Origin of the sequence: Vreelandella venusta (assembly GCF_015689495.1) — a bacterium.
Taxonomy (GTDB): domain Bacteria; phylum Pseudomonadota; class Gammaproteobacteria; order Pseudomonadales; family Halomonadaceae; genus Vreelandella; species Vreelandella venusta.
Genome location: NZ_CP065135.1, coordinates 2,832,273 through 2,851,407 on the forward strand (window position 1 = coordinate 2,832,273; position 19,135 = coordinate 2,851,407).

The window sequence follows — 19,135 nt, forward strand, 5'->3', positions numbered from 1 at the left end:
CATGCCTTTTAATAATACGTGCCCTTCAGAACCTGTTCTTCAAAGCACGCTTTTCATCTCACGCCTGTCCCCAGACAACAAAAAACGGATTTAGTTTTTCACTTGGGTTGGCGTAGCTAAGCGGCTCGCCTTCTAACGTTTCAACACGGCCACCCGCTTGAAGCACAACCGCATGGGCAGCGCCGGTGTCCCAAAGGCAAGTAGGGCCTAAACGGGGGTAGGCATCAGCCTTCCCTTCTGCAATCAAACAGAGCTTAAGTGAGCTACCCATGGGCAACATCTCGTGCTTGCCTAGCTTTTCAAGCCAGGCTGCCAAGTCCGGGCTGGGGTGCGAGCGGCTGCCCACAACACGCCAGGCAGAAGCAGCGCCCGGTTGGCCCGCAATCTTAATGGCATGACGCTGGCCGTCAGCTTCAACCTTAAAGGCACCTAAACCTTCAGCAGCGACATAAGCGGTTTCTAGCGCCGGAGCGGTAACCACACCCAGCACTGGCTTGCCGTTTTCAATCAGCGCAATATTGACGGTAAACTCGCCGTTACGCTTGATAAACTCTTTAGTGCCATCAAGCGGATCTACCAACCAATAGCGGCCATTACTATCTACCCCGGCAAAGCCTTCTGCATCCTCTTCAGAGAGTATTGGCAACTGCACTGAAAGCCCCTGCAGGCCGCGCATAATCACATGATGGGCAGCTTGATCCGCTTCAGTTAACGGGCTTTTGTCGGCTTTCTCTTCCACACTAAATTCGCGTGCGTAAACGGCCATAATGGCATCGCCCGCTTCACGAGCAATACGCTCCACAGAATCTAATAACGCTTGATCAATCATTTTGTCATTTCCTTATGATTAAGCCACCAAACAGCGGTTAGCTGCTTGATGGCTTATCAGTATTTACATTACGCGTTTAGCCTACACTAAGTGGAGATCAGCTAATCAAACCAAGCTCACGCAGTGCCTTAATCACACTATCGGCCGCTTCCTCAGCGCTCATCTCTGAGGTTTTCAGATGAATATCTGGCGACTCAGGTGCTTCATACGTTGAATCAATGCCGGTGAAGTTTTTCAGCTCACCACGACGAGCCTTTTTATAAAGCCCTTTAGGATCCCGAGCCTCCACTACATCAAGCGGCGCATCTACAAAAATCTCGATGAACTCACCTGCTTCCAGTAAATCACGTGCTAATTGACGCTCGCTGCGGAAAGGTGAAATAAACGCAGACATAACGATCAACCCAGCATCAACCATCAACTTGGCGGTTTCCGCTACGCGACGCACGTTTTCAACGCGATCAGCATCGGTAAAGCCTAAGTCACGGTTTAAACCATGACGCACGTTATCGCCGTCCAGTAAGTAGGTATGCTGGCCCTGGGTAAATAACTTCTTCTCGACTAGATTAGCAATCGTCGATTTGCCAGCACCCGAAAGGCCTGTAAACCATAGAACCGCCGGCTTTTGGCTCTTCGCCAACGCACGTGCCTGTTTATCAATATCCACATGTTGCATATGAATATTCTGGCTACGTCGAAGGGCAAAATGCAGCATACCTGCACCCACCGTATTGTTCGTCATACGGTCAATCAGGATGAAGCCACCGGTATCGTGATTATCTTGATATGCATCAAAAGCAACCGCACGGTTGAGGCTAATCGTGCAGACACCAATGCCATTTAAATCAAGCTGCTTGCCAGCCGTATGCTCCAGCGTATTAACGTTAACCTGATATTTAATATTGGTAACGGTCGCTGACACCAGCTGGGTGCCTAGCTTCATTAGGTAGGGGCGACCCGGCAGTAGCGGTGCCTCATGCATCCACACCAACGTTGTTTCGAACTGATCAGCCGTATGAGCGGGCTGCTCTACCCCGGAGATGACGTCGCCCCGAGAGATATCAATTTCATCTTCCAGCAGCAGTGTTACCGATTGGCCTGCCACCGCTTCGTCCAAGTCACCATCAAAGGTATAAATGCGTGACACCGCGCTCGTTTTACCAGAAGGCTGAACACGAATCTGGTCACCAGGGCGAACAACACCGCTGGCTACCATTCCAGAAAAACCACGGAAATCCAGGTTAGGACGGTTCACCCACTGCACAGGCATCCGGAAGGGAGCGCGCTGCAAATGCTCGGCATCTAGCTCTACGGTTTCCAAATAGCCCATCAGCGTAGTGCCGTGATACCAAGGCATGTGCGGGCTTGGCTCAATAACGTTATCGCCTTTCAACGCCGACATAGGGATAAACGTAATGTTTTCCAAACCGAGCTGTTTGGCAAACGTACGATACTCTTCAACGATTTGGTCGAAACGCGTTTTAGAGTAATCCACCAAGTCCATTTTATTGATGGCAACGACGACATGCCGCATGCCCATCAAAGACATTAAAAAGCTGTGGCGGCGCGTCTGCGTCAAAATTCCGTGGCGTGCATCAACCATCAAAATAGCAGCGTCGGCCGTGGAAGCACCGGTCACCATGTTACGGGTGTACTGCTCGTGCCCAGGCGTATCAGCAACGATAAACTTGCGCTTTTCGGTGGAAAAAAAGCGATACGCGACATCGATAGTGATGCCTTGCTCGCGCTCTGCTGCCAAGCCATCAACCAGCAGAGCGAAATCCATATCGCCGCCTTGCGTACCGAACTTCTTCGAATCAGCTTCAATAGCAGCCAACTGATCTTCAAAGAGCAGTTTAGATTCAAACAGCAAGCGGCCAATCAGGGTGCTTTTACCGTCATCAACGCTGCCACAGGTAATAAAACGCAGCAGGCCTTTATGCTCGTGGGCCTTCAGGTAACCTTCGATGTCTTCGGCAATGAGTTCAGATGAGTGCGACATTAGAAGTAACCCTCTTGCTTTTTCTTCTCCATGGAAGCAGCGCTATCGTGATCAATCACACGCCCCTGGCGTTCTGACGTCTTGGTCAACAGCATTTCTTGAATGATGGCCGGAAGCGTATCGGCTTCAGACTCCACCGCCCCTGTTAGGGGGTAGCAGCCAAGCGTACGGAAACGAACCTTACGCATCATCGGCACTTCGCCCGGCTCCAGCGGCATGCGCTCATCGTCGACCATGATCAAGGCGCCATCGCGCTCAACCACCGGGCGCTCTGCCGAGTAGTAAAGCGGCACAATGGGAATATTCTGCAGATGGATATACTGCCAGATATCCAGCTCGGTCCAATTAGAGATGGGGAACACACGAATAGACTCTTTAGGGTTCTTACGCGTGTTGTATAGCTTCCACAGCTCAGGACGCTGATTTTTCGGGTCCCAACGGTGCTGAGCAGTACGGAAAGAGAACACCCGCTCTTTGGCACGAGACTTCTCTTCATCACGACGAGCACCACCAAAGGCCGCATCGAACCCATACTTATCAAGCGCCTGCTTCAAGCCTTCGGTTTTCATCACATCAGTGTGAATCGCCGAGCCGTGGGTAAACGGGTTGATGTCTTTCTCTATCCCTTCCGGATTGATATGCACCAGAAGATCCATGCCGGTCTCTTCGGCCATTTTATCGCGAAATTCATACATCGCCCGAAACTTCCAACGCGTGTCCACATGTAAGAGTGGGAACGGCGGTGGCCCAGGCGCAAACGCTTTACGAGCCAAGTGCAGCATCACCGCAGAATCTTTACCGACGGAATACAGCATGACTGGATTTTCAGCCTCGGCGACCACTTCGCGCATGATCTGGATGCTTTCTGCTTCCAGTCGCTGTAAATGGGTGAGTGATGTCATCATCTATCCCAATGTTATATGAAAAAATTGTTCTCAAGTGGTCACTCGAGACGCTGACTAAAAACCTTTAACTTCAGCAATTTACCCAACCAACGCAGCCCGATTAACACAGCCCGATTAATACAGCCCTATATGGGAAGCGTAAAATCAGCAGGCACTGGCACTAGCCAAAACGCAGGCTGCCGCGCTAACCAGTCAGTCACTTCCGGGCTTGCTGAAAACAGAGCCCCATGAAAGACCAGCGCAGCAGCACCGGATGAATTTAATGCATCAAATACCGCGAGGTAGTCTTGCGCTTCAGGCGGCTTTTTAAAGCAACGCATTAATAACCGCCCCCTGGGGCCATGCAAATAAATCTGATATACGCCACCAGATGAATGAGCCACTCGCCGCACACCACCTTGCCAACGTTGGTCCGCATCTTTCAACTTGGTAAAAACGGGAGCCACCGCGCTGCGAAACCAACGCCCTTCTTGGGAACGCTGTGTTGCTAAGCGGCTATTTGTTAAGCACGTAAGTTTCCAAGGCTTATGCTTTAATCCTTGCGCTTCCCACCAATGTTCAATCGCCCGCTGAGATAGCACAACGCCGTGGTGCGTACTCAGCCACTCGGCTAAGTCGGCACTTCCCCAGCCGGGCACTGCGTGCAATAAAGGGGGCAATAAACTATTTTGTGGTTCTTGGTAAAGTGCCTGCCACAAAAGCGCCTGAACATCTGCCCCAAGAACGTTAGCTTGACCTTTTAAACGCCCACGAGGCTTGACGGGTACCGCCGCCCACCCACCTTCACGGAAAGCCTTCCAAGCCGCCGAAACGGTTGGCGCGGAAAGCCCTGTTTGCTGGCTGGCGACCGCAACGGTATGGCCGTCTAAACGAAGCTTAACCGCCTGTTTACGGCGTTCATTTAGCAATTCAGGCGATAAATGTTTAATGGCCAATATTAATCACAAACCTTTGATTAAAAATCAATTTACCTACAGTACATAACGCCATCGTTGGCAATTATTAGACGCCATCATAAAAGCCCGCGTAGAATCCAGCAAATTTCTAACGTGAAGTATGTTTTGTAAGGATTAACATGACCCCATGGGCCGTTTTGTTATCAATTGCTGTATTGCTGATGGTGTTAATCAGTGGAAAAGTGAAGCCTGCGATTGCCTTCGTCACGCTTGCGGGACTGTTTATGCTTTGTGGGTTTGTTGATACCAGCACGTTGCTCATGCAGTACACCAACCCCGCCTTAGCCACACTACTCTTACTGCTGTTGGTATCGCTTGCCTTAGAGCGCTCGCCGCTACTGGACTGGCTTTCCTGTCACTTACTTAAAGGCCATCCCCGCTTAGCCACAGCCCGGCTGATGGGCAGCACCGCGGTGCTTTCTGCATTTTTGAACAACACCGCGGTCGTAGCGGCCTTTTTAGGGGCTATCTCACGCCAGCAACGTATTGCACCTTCACGGCTATTAATTCCACTCTCCTACGCCTCAATTTTAGGAGGCATCACTACGCTGGTAGGCACATCCACCAATTTAGTGGTGAACTCATTTAACCTCAGCGCCAGCGGTAATGAACTAGGCATGTTTCAATTCAGCTTAGTGGGGGTACCTGTTGCATTAATTACGCTATGCATACTGCTATGGCGGGCGAATGCCTTACCTCACCATCGCCTGGAAGACACCGACGAAAAGCTCTCTTACTTTCTCGCAGCCGATGTAGAAGCCGATTCACCGATGATTGGCAAGAGTATTGAAGAAAACGGCTTAAGAAGCCTAAACGGATTGTATCTATTAGAAATTGAACGCCAAGGCCGCCTAATCAGCCCCGTTGCGCCAGATGAGCGCCTTCAAGCGGCGGATACACTCGTGTTTACTGGAGAAGTAAGCAAAGTTCAGGCGCTACAGCGCTTTCCCGGGCTCAATCTATTTGGCCATCAAGTCAATAACCTACTCGCCACTAATTTGGTAGAAGTGGTTATTTCACACGAATCAGAACTCTCCAGCAAAACACTGCAAGACGTTGATTTCCGAAGTATGTTTAGCGCCGGAGTTGTCGGCATACGCCGGGGCGGAAAACGCTTAGAGGGGCAGCTTGGTAAAATCCCCCTGCGAGTGGGCGACTGCTTGCTCCTGGCTGTGAGCGCTGACTTTCGCCAACACCGCAACATAGACCGCAACTTTCATCTACTTAGCGGCAGTTTCACTCGCCCACAGCTCACGCGAAAAGAGAGCATCATGACGCTAGGTGGGTTTGCAGCGGTTATCGCACTGGCGACGGCCAACCTGCTGCCGCTGTTTCATGGCTTGCTACTGTTGCTGGGCGGCTTATTGCTACTAAAAGTAATTAGCTTGGCGGAATTACGCCGCCGCTTTCCGTTTGAACTTTGGCTGATCATTGGTTCTGCCTTAGGGATAGCCCAAGCGCTAGAAAACTCAGGAGCTGCCGCCGTTCTGGCAGGGGGAATGCAGTGGATGTTTAGCGGTTACGGCATTTACGCTGCCTTTATTGGCTGCTACCTACTAACCCTACTGCTAACCGAAACCGTCACCAATAACGCCGCTGCCGCCCTAGCCTTCCCTATTGCCTGGAGCACCGCCCAAGCCTTTGGTGCCGACCCCTTACCATTTGTGATGGCGGTTGCCTACGGTGCCAGCGCCTGCTTTTTAATTCCCTTTGGCTATCAAACCCACTTGATGGTGTATTCACCGGGGCGCTATAAGGCTACTGATTTCTTCAAGATTGGTTTACCTGTCAGTATTACTTACTCTGCCGCAGTCTTAGTGATTACCCCGATGGTGTTTCCTTTTTAGCCATGGGAGCCTATCTACAGCCTTGCCTGCTAAATTTATCAACAGCAAGTCTATTAAGCTAGCTCTGCCAACTGCCTTAAGCTTATTTTTTAAAAAGCACCTACAGACCCAGCCTTACTTATATTTAACAGCATCCAACACATCAATTTTAAGAAAAACCAATCACTCACTTCAAACATTTTTAGTTGAGATCACACTTACCGACACAATAATTTAAAAAACCGCAACTTCAAAATAAAACCTACTAAGCACCACCCTAGCATTAACCCGCACTCTTAGACGTAGATCTCATTCAAAATAATACTAACCACAATATTTATGTCCAAATAAACATTAGAAGATCCCTAATCACCTCTTGGTATCTGCTAGATTTATAAGCACAATCATATGTATAATAATTAATAACAACAGATTTTCTCATAAAATTAAAGAAAGTCCTGACAGTACGGTCATCAAAAAAATGACATAAAAAAACCCAACAAAAGGGAGGAGGCAGGACGGGGCATATCTAAAAATAACCAAGCCCCTTTAATCGTTTCTCTAAGTTTTCTCTAACAGCTATAACTATCAAGTAATGACTGTACACTACTCATTTGCACCAATCGGTTAGCTAAAACCCATTCATTCCATTGATCGACTTCACTCCAATTGCTTAAAAATACGAAGTCTAACCCCGCAGTACTTGCTGCTTGGTAGTCATACTTACTATCACCAAGAAACAGCGCGGGGTGCTGAATATTGCCGGAGGCCAACTCACGGGCAAGAATTTCGTCTTTGGTATCTGGGCTACCGAAGATATTGCCATCAAACCACTCAGCAATACCTCGCTGAGCAAACACGTCCCTCAGTTCGGTCTGATCACCACCGGAAACGATCAACCAGCGAGCACCCGGGGTCTTTTTGCGAAGCGATTCCAGGCCGGGCGCTATTTCACAATTCAGCAACCCTTCCCGCACATGGCTGGCGTAAGCTTGCAGCATCGCCTCTAGGTCTAGATCCAGTAACGATGTAGCTTGTGCAGGAGCAATTTGCTTTAGAAAATAGGCAAATTTCTTATAGCGTGATACCCCGCCATTAGCAACATGATACTCCACCATGGCCTCCGCCGCAGCCTGACCATATGGCAAGCTGGCTTGATAAAAAGCATCTGTCTTGATCTTGTTGGAATCCAGCACCACACCGTCACAGTCAAAGACAAGGGTGGCGTAATCCGACACATGTAACGTTTGGCTCATAACCCCACCAGCCCTTTCTCCACCAAACACTCGGCGATTACAAAATCTTCAGGCCAATCAATATCAAAGCTAATGAATTTATCCATTTCATAGAGATAAGGGTGCTTCCCGATGCGGTCATCAAGTTCGCGGTAAAGAGCCGCCGATGCCAAAAAAGCACCACTGTTCACTTCATGCACAGGTTTAAGCGTCTGTGTCCGTGGCCATTTCTCGATAGAGCGGTCGTAGTTCATCGGACGCTCATCCTGCCAAAGGAACCCATGAATAGAAGTAGTGCTCATAAGTGAGTCGTAGCCTTTTTTGCGCTGATCAAAATAGGTGTGAATCATTTGATCGTAGTGCTGCGAGGTAACGAAAGGTGAAGTCACATGAGTCCAAAGAATGTGCCCCTCCGGAATAAGCTCGAGCGCATGAGCAACCAATTGATCCGTACTTGTAGCGCTTGACGATAACTCCTCAATACGGTGATGTAAGCGCAGACGAGGGCTATCCAGTGATTCTGCATAGGCCAGAATATCAGCATCGTTTGTGGTCAAGACGACTTCGTCGACCCTTTCCGTTGCAAGCAGCTGGCGGAGCTTGATTTGAATCAGGCCATGCTCATAACCAGCAAAGGGCTTGATATTTTTCCTTACCACTCGCTGACTACCAGCACGGCAAGGTAAAAAACAGGTTACTTTTTCCTTCATGGGACCATCCCGTAAACACTTTGTTTAACAACATCATAACGCGATGGTGTAATGGCAATAAGAGGTAAAATACCATTTGCATCTTTGAACTGCGTGACTACGCGGTTCATTTCAATATTACGCGGGTCCTCTCCGGGATAGCCGTCAAATCCGGCTAGATAAAGCGTACTGCACTCGCCACTCGCGGCAATCGCGAAAGCATATGCCATAACAAGGGATGTTGGAGCCATGCAGTGTGTCTCCGCAAATTCGAAAGAACCCGCTTGAACATTAAGGCCAAAATCTAACACTTCTTTATTAGCCAGTGAATTTTGCACGTCCGCTGGTAACATGGAGTACGGGGTAATCAGCGGCTGCGGTAGTTTAGTATGCTCATCACAATCCGCTAACAATCGCACTGGGTGACAGGCTACACGCAAGTCAATCAACTTGGCTTCGATGGCACTCTGGGTATTAAGCGCTAGCACCAGCGGCTTATGAATACGGATATAGCGCTCCAGTGCGTCGCGGTGGCGAGCAACTCCCGGACCAGTGCCCAATAGCAGTACTTTGCGGCCTTTGAACATTTCCTTTGGTGACCACGTGCCTTGCGCTTCGCCACGATAAAAGTGACGAGCTGCATCCAGCGTGTTGAAACTGAACTTGGTTCCACCCTCTACCCGCAGGTGCTCAATAACGGCCAGCACATCCTCTTCATCATAACGGGAGTCGCTAAGCATCTCTTGGATGTAAGTAGGATGAATGCCGTACTTGCCCGCCAAATAATAATAGGGGTTAGTACCCCAGCCGTATTGAGCCTGCATGGGCTTAAAGTGTTTCCGCAATAGAGCCATCAGCGGCACCATATTGGCTGGTTTACCGCGCCGCTCGGCAAGTTCAATAGCCAACTCTTCAGTGCGAGCATTGCCAGGCCCGCGGCCCATACCTGTGACAGTAGAGTCTACCCATGTCACGCCCTCATCCAGAGCGCGCAGTGTATTAGAGAGCGCCAGACCAAGATTGTCGTGGGTATGTATACCCATCGCCCCCTTCCACTCACTGCGAAACCACTGAATGATCTGCGCGGCTTGATCTGGATTCATGCTGCCCATGCTATCGGCAAAATAAAGTGCATCCAGCGGGTAGGCTTTCGCAATACGAGCAAGTGACTTAATTTCTTCTTCAGTACGATCAGCCACCTGCATTAAATTAAAGCCGACTTTAAAGCCTCGTTCTTTCAGCCAAGTGACTGCAGGCAGTGCCGCCACGAACTCTTGAACATGGCAAGCGATTCGCACTAGTTCTACGGGTGAATTGCCTGCATCATTAGGGAAAAGCAGTTCTAGCGCTTCTACCAGAGGCACTTCCCCCACCAGTTCGCTGCCATTGATCATCACACCTACGGTTAATTCACTGGGGATAGTTAACCCCCGAATAAATTCATCAGTAGTAAACGCGCAAGGGCCTTGGAAACTCTGGTTTTTTAGTGATCGAAGCCCCAGCTCTACAATATCCACACCTGAAGCTTGCATAGCGTTAAGATAATCGTGAATTAATACATGGGAGAAGTCCCAGGCATTATAGTAGCCGCCGTCGCGGAGCGTGCAGTCTAAAAAAATCATAAATCACCATTAGTTTTCACATTAGGGCTGAACACTTAAAAAGTTGAAATCCAAAATAAAATTATCATTAACAGCCAACAAACCAAAACCACTTATATAAACTACAAAATCACACTATTTCAAAGGCTTTAAATATCTCATTAGAAGTTTCTTCTATTGCATTCCCACGCACTCTAGAAAGTTGTTCAACAAGCCTCTTTAGCGATGTTTCTGAGAAGGACTCAACACCAGACCTCATTAGTCTCATTTCCTTTAACGAACTAACTAAACCATCCGCTTCAGAATAAAGCCATCCTTTTTCATTTAACTCTATGCTCCTCAATGCTTTACAAACAACATTTTCAGCTGACTCAAAAAATTCATTATCAAATTCGCCAAGCACACGTGTTAACAGCCAAGCAAGACCAAAAACTTTAAAGAGATTGACAGAATGGTAGTTTTTGAACTTGCTACTCCTATATAACATCAGCATTTCACTGGCGACTAAAACTGCCTTTTCCCATTCCATCTCCGTAATCAAAAAATGAAAAAAAGCTGTTTTTAAGGAGTAGACAAGATGTACTGGATCTTTTCTAGCTCCATCTGCCTCTGGCAAATTGTGACAAATATCCAATAGCTGAAAATACAGGCTACTTAAATCTCCCCTGCCTTGACGAGAAAGAGTCTCAATGGACTTATAGATAAAAACAACGCCTGAATTTATTTTGATAAAATCATTGCAAGCATCGTTTGAGAGATTATTTTTTGCTATTATAAGCGCCACTTCTGGGCTAGCATGCCTACCTGAATTAAATGTAAACCTCTGCCTAAAATCACTGTCACTTACTGTAACAAGTTTGCTTAGATCGTACTTCAAGTACGACCAAGGAACTACCATTTTCTGAGCTCCTTTATACTTCACAAACAACTCTATTTTCTCATTAGGAACAACAGGAGCTATAGATTTATAGACGCTACCGTCCTTTACAGGAAAAGCATCGCTAGCCTCACTGCTTGCCACCTTTTCAAGCAAAATCTCATTAAAACCATCTACTAAAACTGAAATACTACTTCTGCGAAAAGCCCTATTCACCAGTACATAGACATGGCCTTTATAAATAGTCCCAAGCGCTTTTCCCACCTCAACTTTAGTCCTAGCAACTTCTGCACCAGGAGAATTTCTACAAAAAACACCCATTACTAATTTAGATGAAAAATCGTCTTTAGGTGCTTCTATGGACTGATTATTACCTTTCTTATAAAATCTTTTTTTCTTCAGCACTCCGTCAACGTATGAGTAAAAAGCATAACTCGCTCCATCTAAGCTAGCGGGCGGCTTTCCGTAAGTACATACAGTGAACTTAATAAAACCATCGCTTCCAAGATGGGCTTTTATTATATTTTCATAACCACCAAAAAGATCAACTTCTTCTTCAACCTCCCTTCTCCCAAAGCCACACATATTTTTTATACTGTTAGCTATAGTAGCGCCTGGAGGAGGAGAGTGCCCTTCACCCCAGTCCCCAAGAACTAATGAAATATTACCTTTCGAAAAAACCCTTCCTTTTGAGCTTGTACTCTTCAGCTCTAACTTATCAATAAATGGTCGAGCATGAACTTCATAATGATGATCTTTTTTATTTTGCAAATACAAAACCCTACTCTTACGATAATCAAATAAAAGGAGGGAATTAATTATCCCACGTTTACTTAATCGATCAGAGATATCAGCACTATTCTTTGGTGGTGAAAAGTAGCCATAAATAGAATCTTGATCACTCAAAAAAAGCTCATCATAATACGCTCTCACAAATCTGTAAGAATATTTTACAATATCAGTTTGAGGGTTCCATATAACACAAGAATTAATTATATCAAGCTGGCTTAGCTTGCCACTCTGTAAAAGCGCTGCAAATCCACCACCGGAGCCACCTATCAAAACTGGTTCGATATTATATAATTCTGAAATTCTTCGAATCAAACTACAAATATTCTCCTGCAATTTCGGCAGCTTATCACCTCCTGAATACCACGCAAGCGTCAAACTTTCACAGATATTAAATGCTGGATCCGATATACAAACAACAGGCATATTGAATTGTTTAGAAATTGAACGCCCTGAAAAAAAGGGCGCCACTTTATTTTCTCTTTCAGGCACGGCCCCAGAAAAGAAAAAAAGGACCTTGTCTGACTTTTCAATTAACGAAAATTTTTCACAAAAAATATCAATAGAATACTTATCAAAATCTATCTGATACAGCCCATCTTCAGAAACTTCCAAACTATCAATATCATACATACCTGCATAACGGTAACTTTCAATATTATAGCTCACCCAAGCCGCCCCCTTAACTCATAAAAACATCTTTAAATAAAACAAAAACAACTACAACCTTGTGAAATTTTTAGCAATCATATCAATATTAAACATCTCCCTGGCTACACCTTTAATACTTTCTTGATCACCACATCCAGACTTTATGCCCTCAACTGCTGCTTTGGTATCCGCATAAACCCACTCTTTCGGGTAAATCTCATCCGCACCATCCCACGGTAGAATGATCGGCGTACAACCTGCAGCGGCACCATCGGCAATTGTAAAATGAAAGCTTTCAAAGTCGCTGGTGGAAAGCGCAAAATTTATACCAGCGTACCATTCAGGCATATCGTTTCCATGGGGGTCGAAGATCACTGCCCCCTTCAGCAAAGGATCTTCTTCTAAACGGCGATATTGTACTTCGTACCAAGCCATTTCCTCGGGGCGTTTAGCCATCCAGGGATACTCCTCTGGACGCTTACCTTTAATCCGTAACGTATAACCCACATCTTCTTTACGAAGTTCACGGAGAATATCCAGCGCAAGATCAAAGCGTTTACGCTGCGGTACTATTCCCACAAAGCCAAGTACTTTCCCATTAGTGACCTTGCGTGGGACTGATTGCAGGCCTTCAACGTCTACGCCGTTATAAACTACAATACCATTTCGCTTAAGTGCAGGGTTCTTGGCAATCGCCTGCCGCAGGATGTGTGGCCCCACAAACATCACCGAATCAAAAGCCTCAAAAGGAATCTTGGGGAACAGAACGTTATCGATTTCCTGCAGATGTAGCCGCCCTATCAGTTTTTGCCCTTCAGCTTTGTGCTTGGCATACCAAATAGCGTTACCCAGGGTCCACTCACAGAACACAGTATCGGCTTGGCGCACCAAGCGCTTACTAGCCGTTTCGTTATGCTGGTTATGACCGGTCCAGAAATCTAGCAATAGGCGCATCCCTGCTTTCGTGAAGTAGGGATAAAACGGTTTAATAAACTTGAGATCATGCCCTGCGATCACAACGGTTTTCTTGGGCGGTACATTGGGAGCCTGGGCATGCACCTGAGGGGGTTTGCGAAGCGTCAAGGTCGGCTTACGCGACACCCATTTCTGAAGCTGGGAAAGCGCCATTTCCGTATCTGGGCGCAGTAGCTGCAATGTCGTATCGATAGAAGGGTTTTCCACCGCCACGCCCGGCCAGTCGCCCTCTTCAAGCACTGCATGCCGGTTGAAAGCAATGCGCTTATGGGGGGCGTAAAAGGTTGGCCAGATCAAGTCTTCAAGGTCTTCCGCTTCCAACCCTTCCAAGGCACGCGGATTAGCTAATAACCAAAGCGTTCCCGCCGCCGCACGTTCGCCATCTGGCGTTGCACAACGAATACCCTCTGCTTCGAGCTGGGCACGGGTACCTGCCTGCCATTCGTGACTCACAATACATGCCGGGCGAACCGTTTGCGCTAGTACACGCTGCGCGCTAGCAGGAGTCATTTCAAACGTATAAATAGAGTACGCCGGTGGTTCAGGGGCTTGGATAACCATACCGGCAGTGCGCAGCATTTGGGTCAGACGAAGCTCGGTGGTATGGGCACGCATAACTGCGCGTGCGCCTTGTAACGCCACGCGCCAGCGGTACGCCGGGAAATGCATTAGGTTTTCAAGCGCCTGGGCAGCATCGCTTTCGGTGCGAACCACATGGCCCGCTCCTTCCAAATAACGGTTCATACCAAGGGCTGGGCCAGAAATCATCGGCGAGCCGCAGGCCGCGGTTTCCACAACACGACGCGAAAACATCGTTGGGGAGTCCAGCACCGAGTTGACGTTAATTTGCACCGGATGAGCCTTGTAGGCCTGGATCATCTCTTCATAGCTGAGGCTACCTGCCACATAGCTACCCAAGCCGCCGGGGTATTTGTAGGGCGATGCGGGGTCATCATGCTGACGATCATAAAGCGTTAGGCCCAAGGGAGCCGCGGCACTCATGATCTTGTCCATGTATTCGGTGCGCTCGGGGTAGCGCTTACCATAATAGGTACCGCCATAAGCGGCCGTTGGCTGCCATTCACGGCTAGACGGCAGCAGGTTATGGATCTTCGGTGAGGCGTAGAACGGCGCGCTGCTTGCGGTTTGAGAGAGCACCCCGGGCGTGGACAGGTAAGGCACTATTCGACGACTATCCGTCGTGAATACATGGTCACACTTAGCGGCGGTCGAGCGGAAGCGGTTAAAGTGGACTGGGTCTTCCTTGTTCCAGAACAGAGACGGGATCCCCTTGCGGCGACAATGCGCCAATAAGGCATCGAGCGCGGCAAACTCATGGTCGCTGTAATGCCCTACTTGGCGGAACCACTGCCAGTCATTGCCCTTCCAAGCGGATTCCACAAACAGCGCATCGATCGGTTGTTCTGCAATCTGCTCTCGCCAGTTATCCGGCGAAAGCGGCACGACATTAACAGCACTTGCTAGCGTGTCAGTAGTAAAGGTATCGCCTATCAACCCCAAGGTAAGTTGAGCAAGGGTTTTAGCTTCGGGCTCTTGCGCCTGCTGGTATGAAGCCAGCGACTCACGCAACTGCTGCAAGCTACGCGCATAAATACTAGTCACGTGATTCCAAGTCCGCTCGCGGTCAATCCAGGCTCGAGCCGCCTTGCCCAAACGTTCACGCTCTGCGGGATTATTGATTAGCGCTTCTATGGCATCACTTAATGCCGCCGCGTTGTCTTTTTCAAACAACCGCGCACGTTCGCCACCTGAGCCTGCCATTACCTGATGGGGCGACACATCGGAAAGCACTACCGCCTTACCCATCGCCATAGCTTCAAGTGGTTTGAGTGCCGATACCATTTCAGTAACGGCTGAGGAAAGCCGCGGTATCGGCATAATATCCATACACGATAAATAACCGGGCACCTGTTCAAACGCTACCCGACCAGTAAAGCGGCAGTTCTGTTCAATGCCTAACGTTTTGGCGGTGGCTTTAACGGTATCAATTACCTTGCCATCGCCTACCAGCACAAAGACAAACGCCTGCCCCCGAGCCTTCAGTTTGGCTAACGCTTCCAGCAGCAGTTCCAGCCCCTCATAGGCGACAGCACTGCCCGCATAACCGATAACCGGTACGCCCTCAGGTAGCGCTAATTGGCGCGCCACATCAATATCGGCGGGCCTGGGGGTAAAGCGTTCAGCATTCACCGCGTTAGGCACAACCGTAATGCGCTCACGAGCGACACCCCAACTGGCTAGTTCGTCAGCCAGCTCTTCGGTCAGAGTAATGACAAGATCCGCTTCAAGCGCAGCCTGCTGCTCCAGTTCGCGCATGAGTTGGTAACGCTCAGAGCCAGCCCATTCAGGCTGGGTCGATGCTTGTGTAACTTCCCACAAGCCGCGCACTTCGTACACAAACGGCAAGCCCAGGCGGCGCGCCGCCATTAAGGCAGGCAGTGCAGTAATATGGTTAGAGGCTGCTACGATGATTTCCGCACCACTGGTTTGCGCTTCACGCAGGTAGTGATCAGCAGCTTCGGCTAGGTAGAAATCCAGCGGCGTTTTGGCAATATTCCAGCCGGCGCACGCCCCATAGGCCACGCCATCAACAGTGGCTTCATAGTAACCACGCGGCAATCCTTTAGCGCCGCTATCCCACGGAAAGCCAGGACGCGTCGTCGCACGCACGTTCCAGCCAGACTCTTGCAAGCCCACCGCAATACCGTGCGAGCGGGTCGAATAGCCGTTAGTGGCATGGGGAACCGACTGATGCAAGCAATATAAGACACGCTGACGGCGGCTCATCAGCCCAGCATTGGGCTGGCGAGGAGGCAACATTACGCCCCCTTTCAAGCGCGCCAAGCCCGCCACAAAAGCTTCAAAGTCGCGTTTGGGTTTATCGAACTTCACACCCCGCGCCTGCAGATTTTGCAACGCTTTCAGTGTATCGGTCAGGCGGCCTTCTTTATAGAACCAACGGCTGGCAGTGGGGTAATCGACCTGAGCAAAGGCATCAGCACTTTGCTGAACACTGCATAAAGCCGGTTTATCAAGCTCTATAAGTTTCTGACGAACGCTTTCCTGGCTAATGTTTTCCAGTGCCTCCGCCATTCCTTGAGTCAAGCGGCTAAACGTCAACACATTGCGGTTTAGTACTTGAAGGGAAGCCCTTTCCTGCACCTCAGGTGATGGCTCTTCCAGTGAGCATTCCAAGGCTGCCGCTAGCAATTCAGCATTATCAGCTTCAGCAAAGCTAACGCCTTTGACCACCGGGCAAGCACTCTGCAATGCCGGAAGCTTCGACATCACCAACCGCTTGCCGTAGGCCAGCGCTTCCGCCGCTTTAATAGGCGGCACCAACCGGCATACCGGATAGTTCTTACGGGGAATGGCAACACAATCAATCAGCGCATAATAATCAGCCACCTGCTGATGGGGAACACGCCCTACCTGAATTAACCAAGGCCTGTCAGCATCATGCTCATGGGTACTCATTACATGGGTTAGCGGCTGGTCATCCCCCACCAGCAGCAATTTAAGACTGACACCTTTCTTGACCAATATCTCACAGGCTTGCAGAAGTACATCCAGCCCTTCATAAGCATTGAAGCTACCGATATAGCCAATCACATGGTCGGCTGCCTGAATCCCCAAACGTTGCTGCAATCGCGGGTCAGTAGGCTTTAGATCAGGCAGTTCGCGAATGCCATTTGGCACAATGCTAATACGCTCGGGCTGCACACCACGCTTCACCAGCTCAGCCTTCATCGGGTCATTCAGCGTAAAGACTTGATTAGCCTTCCGCGCAACAAAACTATCTCGCCCAGCTTCTTCCTTAAAGCTTTCCGTATAGGCATACCCTGGCTCACGGGCATCTTTGGAAAGCTCCCAAAAACCTCGGACTTCGTTACAAAATGGCAGACCCAACCGTTTGGCTGCCACCCAGGCAGGTAGCGCAACAATCCAGTTAGAGGCGGCCAACACCACAGAAGGACGGTACACCCGAAAAAGCTCAATAAAGCGCTCAACACTGGCATTAAAATTAGCACGCGCCCCTTGAGGCACCACACGATAAGGCCACCGCGAGTGAATATACTTAACGCCATTGACGATCACTTCAGGGGCCATATCACTCTCAGAGTGAAATTCCCACGGGCGCCCTGGGCGCAAGAAACATAGCACTTCCAGCCCTTGCTGATTCAGTGCTTCCGCAACCCCTTGGGTGCGAATCGCGTAGCCGTTATTCGCGTAACTTTGGCCGTGGCTAACCACATAGGCCACACGCTTAGCAATGGGTTGAAAAACAGAAGTCAGAGGTTGCGACGCAATTTGTTCCGCGTGCTTAATCAGGTCATCCATGCAATACCTGGCCGGTAAAGTGAAAATTTATTAACAACAACAAAGCAATAAGCTGAATTGCTAGGCGCTGCCACATCATACGCAGAGAAAGGAAAGCCCGCACGCAAGCGGGCGGATATTCATGATCGTTCGACGACACGGAGCAACAATAAGTTCAGCTAGCGGGCTCCGTAACGCGTTGCGGCTTGAGCGGAAACCACTGCCCTGTTGCAGCAACCCGGCATTGCACCGTATCGCCTGGCAATAGCTTAACGGGTAGGTGAAAACCCACGTATCCTCCACGGGGAGGCAGCAAGCGACACAACTCCTTGCGCATCTCGACTGCACGCAGAGTGGTGGTATGCTCGCCCTTCACCCACAGTTCAATATCTACTGGCTCCTCACTTCCATTCGCCCACCACGCCCAACCGCTGATGCGTTTTGTATTAGCTTCGACAAGACGCGCATGCGCCCACGGCTGGTTCAATTTAAACATGGCATAGCGCGCGTCAAATAATGCACATGCGTGCTTATAAAGCACAATATCTTGCTTATTCAGCCGCGTGAGTTCATCAATGTCGTCTTGATCTAGCTTATGTTCAGCCAGCGGAATACGCTTACCTAGATTGTCTTTACGCTCAGCAATATCGGTGGCAAAGCTATCATTAAATATTTCCAAGCTTTCCGTGTAACGCTCGGTTAACCCCAGGAACCCAATCGCTTCAAAATTCACTCCACTCAGAGCTCGGCGCTGACGATTAATCATCGCTGGAGATGAGTAAAACTCTTTGAAGCTCCCTTTGTAATCCATGTTTCTGACAAAATGGCCATATTCAGACGCAATTCGCTGCAGCGGTTCGCGCAGAAAGGTAATCGTACGACCCACGCCGATTAAAGAAACGAACCGAGCGACAGGCACATGCCCACAGATCATGGCGGGGTTATTCGCTAAGAAGGCTTTCTTGAACTGCCAAAAATCTGGCTGATCGACATGCAAAGACTCTTTGACAAGCGGAGACGTGGTTTTAGAATTTGCACCATAGTCATAAACAATTCGTTCTTTCGAAAAGTATGCTTCCGCGCCCAGTCGAAAGCTTGTCCCGGCAGTTTTAGGTATATGTAGAAAAAAAAATGGCATTAATTACATCTCTGTTATTTCGTAAATGAACTACTAACCGCACCAATTCCCGAAGCCACCCCATGCCCGTCATTCCCGAACCAGTCCCAGCCCCGTCATTCCCGAAGCCGCCCCAAACCTGTCACTCCCGAATGGGGTTATCGGGAATCCAATTTGACCTTACCCGCAGAGGCCTCACCCCAGCCTCGTCATTCCCGAAGCCGCCCCAGATCCGTCATTCCCGAATGGGGTTATCGGGAATCCACCTTGACCTTACCCACTGAGGCCCGATCACGGAAACCAACATGGATTCCCGCTAAGGGCACGCGGGAATGACAGAGA

11 protein-coding genes are annotated in these 19,135 nt (G+C 49.1%); 1 reads left to right on the plus strand and 10 read right to left on the minus strand.

The window, feature by feature from the left end; all coding sequences use genetic code 11:
- Positions 1–58: 58 nt before the first annotated feature.
- The 4 genes from cysQ to IR195_RS13560 all read right to left on the minus strand — a co-directional run bounded on the left by cysQ (position 59) and on the right by IR195_RS13560 (position 4,671).
- On the minus strand, positions 59–829 hold the full coding sequence (gene cysQ, locus IR195_RS13545; protein ID WP_206047817.1) for a 3'(2'),5'-bisphosphate nucleotidase CysQ: 771 nt from the start codon (positions 827–829) through the stop codon (positions 59–61).
- A 97-nt stretch (positions 830–926) separates the two neighbouring features.
- Positions 927–2,831 (minus strand): sulfate adenylyltransferase subunit CysN, encoded by a 1,905-nt coding sequence (gene cysN / locus IR195_RS13550; RefSeq protein ID WP_206047818.1) that lies wholly within the window; start codon positions 2,829–2,831, stop codon positions 927–929.
- On the minus strand, positions 2,831–3,733 hold the full coding sequence (gene cysD, locus IR195_RS13555; protein WP_206047819.1) for a sulfate adenylyltransferase subunit CysD: 903 nt from the start codon (positions 3,731–3,733) through the stop codon (positions 2,831–2,833). Before cysD ends, cysN begins: the two co-directional genes overlap by 1 nt.
- Positions 3,734–3,861: 128 nt before the next feature.
- Positions 3,862–4,671 carry a helix-turn-helix domain-containing protein gene (locus tag IR195_RS13560; RefSeq protein ID WP_206047820.1) on the minus strand — a complete coding sequence of 270 codons (810 nt, stop codon included), beginning with the start codon at positions 4,669–4,671 and terminating at the stop codon, positions 3,862–3,864.
- A 140-nt stretch (positions 4,672–4,811) separates the two neighbouring features.
- Between IR195_RS13560 and IR195_RS13565 the strand changes: the two genes are divergently transcribed.
- Positions 4,812–6,539 carry an SLC13 family permease gene (locus tag IR195_RS13565; RefSeq protein ID WP_206047821.1) on the plus strand — a complete coding sequence of 576 codons (1,728 nt, stop codon included), beginning with the start codon at positions 4,812–4,814 and terminating at the stop codon, positions 6,537–6,539.
- A 551-nt stretch (positions 6,540–7,090) separates the two neighbouring features.
- On the opposite strand, the gene IR195_RS13570 is transcribed toward IR195_RS13565, so the two are convergent.
- From IR195_RS13570 to IR195_RS13595, 6 genes are all read right to left on the minus strand, one after another.
- A complete protein-coding gene (locus IR195_RS13570; protein ID WP_206047822.1) occupies positions 7,091–7,774 on the minus strand; it encodes an HAD family hydrolase in 684 nt (227 codons plus the stop codon).
- Positions 7,771–8,463 (minus strand): acylneuraminate cytidylyltransferase family protein, encoded by a 693-nt coding sequence (locus IR195_RS13575; RefSeq protein WP_206047823.1) that lies wholly within the window; start codon positions 8,461–8,463, stop codon positions 7,771–7,773. The genes IR195_RS13570 and IR195_RS13575 overlap by 4 nt, the downstream gene beginning before the upstream one ends.
- On the minus strand, positions 8,460–10,064 hold the full coding sequence (locus IR195_RS13580; RefSeq protein ID WP_206047824.1) for an aldolase catalytic domain-containing protein: 1,605 nt from the start codon (positions 10,062–10,064) through the stop codon (positions 8,460–8,462). The genes IR195_RS13575 and IR195_RS13580 overlap by 4 nt, the downstream gene beginning before the upstream one ends.
- Before the next feature lie 109 nt (positions 10,065–10,173).
- The gene (locus tag IR195_RS13585; protein WP_206047825.1) at positions 10,174–12,378 is read right to left on the minus strand and encodes a hypothetical protein; all 2,205 of its coding nucleotides are present in this window, start codon (positions 12,376–12,378) and stop codon (positions 10,174–10,176) included.
- Between the two features lie 51 nt (positions 12,379–12,429).
- Positions 12,430–17,697: a glycosyltransferase gene (locus tag IR195_RS13590; protein ID WP_206047826.1), complete on the minus strand. Its 5,268-nt coding sequence runs from the start codon at positions 17,695–17,697 to the stop codon at positions 12,430–12,432.
- 154 nt (positions 17,698–17,851) lie between these two features.
- A complete protein-coding gene (locus IR195_RS13595) occupies positions 17,852–18,814 on the minus strand; it encodes a sulfotransferase family 2 domain-containing protein (RefSeq protein WP_206047827.1) in 963 nt (320 codons plus the stop codon).
- Positions 18,815–19,135: the final 321 nt, after the last annotated feature.